Origin of the sequence: Dietzia sp. UBA5065, from assembly GCA_002415925.1 — a bacterium.
Taxonomy (GTDB): domain Bacteria; phylum Actinomycetota; class Actinomycetes; order Mycobacteriales; family Mycobacteriaceae; genus Dietzia.
The window spans coordinates 8,104-9,538 of record DIAZ01000002.1 but is presented as its reverse complement, the minus strand read 5'-3'; the positions used below and the strand labels follow the sequence as shown (position 1 = coordinate 9,538).

Here is a 1,435-nt window from a genome sequence, read left to right as displayed (position 1 = left end):
CCGCCGCCGACCACCACGCCGAGCGCCGCACCCCTCGGGTGACCCGGCAGTCGGTGGACGCGTACTCACCGGGCGGATAGGCGAATTCTCACGTTTTCCGTGAGCCCGCGCGAAGCCCCAGCGCACGGGCGGATTCCGTCACGGCGGGGTGTTGACGACGATGACGTGGCGCTGGACGGGACCCGGATTCCTGACAGGATGGGAAGTTCGACTTGCGATCTGGACTTTCAGGGCTCACGACAGGGCACTTCAGATTCAGCGGATGGAGGCGACATGCCAAGATTCAGGAACCTGGAACCGACGTCGGATTTCTGGTCGTGGCGAGACCACGGGGCGTGCCTCGGCCACGAGGACCTCTTCTACAGCGCGGAGGACGAGTCCAAGGGTGAGCGTCGGCGCAAGGAGGAGAAGGCCAAGCAGGTCTGCGCCGTCTGCCCGGTCTTCGACACCTGCCGCCAGTTCGCCATCGAGTCCAAGGAGCTCTACGGGGTGTGGGGCGGACTCACGGAATCCGACCGGCACAAGATCGCCGGGCGGCAGCGGACCGGTTAACCGCGGCCGACGGCGTCGTTCGGGGTCGCCTCGTGGCCCGGCCGGCCGGCGGTCCGGCCGCGCTCCTTGAGTTCGGCCTCCCAGACGTGCCGGCGCCCATCGGTGATCTCGTCGCGCACCGCCCGGCCCATCTCGCGCGCGGTCGCCCAGTAGCCGTCGTCGAACTCCTCCACCACCTGGAACGTCCACCGACCGTGGAGGACGTTGAGCCCGACCATCTCGGACCGGATGCGCTCGGCGAGCCGGGGATGGCCGGCCTCCGCCAGCTGATCCGCCGCCCGCTGGTAGAGGATGTCGGCCCGACCGATCAGCTGGTGTAGGTCGTAGAGGTGGCCGCGGGCCCGCTCGACGTACTCCAGCGCCTCGCCGACCGTGCCGGCCGCCTCGACCTCCGCGTCCGTCGCCCCCGGGGGGCGACGGTGGGCCTCGTCCACGCTCAGGCCGCCCGGGTCAGACGCTTCATGATGGCCGGGTTGTGATGGCGCAGGGCCGTGACCAGACCCGACCTGGGACCGGCATGGTCGTCGTAGGTGCGCGGCTCGCCCCGGAACATCCGCTCCGAGCGGGTCTCCGGCGCGTCGTCGGGCGTGCCCTTGAGGAAGCGGTCCGGAAGCGACAGCTTGGCGATCGTGCGCCAGGACTGCCAGTACTGCCGGTACAGCGGGCCGGTCGTGTACGGGAGGTCCCAGCGCCGACAGATGTCCTGCACCTGCACCGAGATCTCCGAGTAGCGGTTGGACGGGATCGTGGGGAACAGGTGGTGCTCGATCTGGAAGGACAGGTTCCCGGACATGAAATGGGTGAGCTGACTTCCGGTGAAGTTGGCGGACCCGAGCATCTGCCGGAGATACCACTGCGCCTGCGTCTCCTCCTCGAGGTCCTC

At 69.0% G+C, this 1,435-nt stretch carries 3 protein-coding genes; 1 reads left to right on the top strand and 2 read right to left on the bottom strand.

Annotated elements, in window-relative coordinates; genetic code table 11:
* Positions 1 to 273 precede the first annotated feature (273 nt).
* Positions 274 to 552, top strand: coding sequence for a WhiB family transcriptional regulator (locus tag B4M60_RS00255; RefSeq protein ID WP_291079364.1), 279 nt, complete (start codon positions 274 to 276; stop codon positions 550 to 552).
* Here the strand turns inward: B4M60_RS00255 and B4M60_RS00250 are convergent.
* Positions 549 to 992 carry a hypothetical protein gene (locus tag B4M60_RS00250; RefSeq protein WP_291079365.1) on the bottom strand — a complete coding sequence of 148 codons (444 nt, stop codon included), beginning with the start codon at positions 990 to 992 and terminating at the stop codon, positions 549 to 551. The genes B4M60_RS00255 and B4M60_RS00250 overlap by 4 nt on opposite strands.
* A partial coding sequence (locus tag B4M60_RS00245; RefSeq protein ID WP_291079363.1) for a fatty acid desaturase family protein occupies positions 989 to 1,435 on the bottom strand: 447 nt, incomplete at its 5' end. The genes B4M60_RS00245 and B4M60_RS00250, both read right to left, overlap by 4 nt.

Excerpts from the sequence above, each read along its gene's own strand:
- B4M60_RS00255 (WP_291079364.1), top strand. The coding sequence starts at position 274 with ATGCCAAGATTCAGGAACCTGGAACCGACGTCGGATTTCTGGTCGTGG.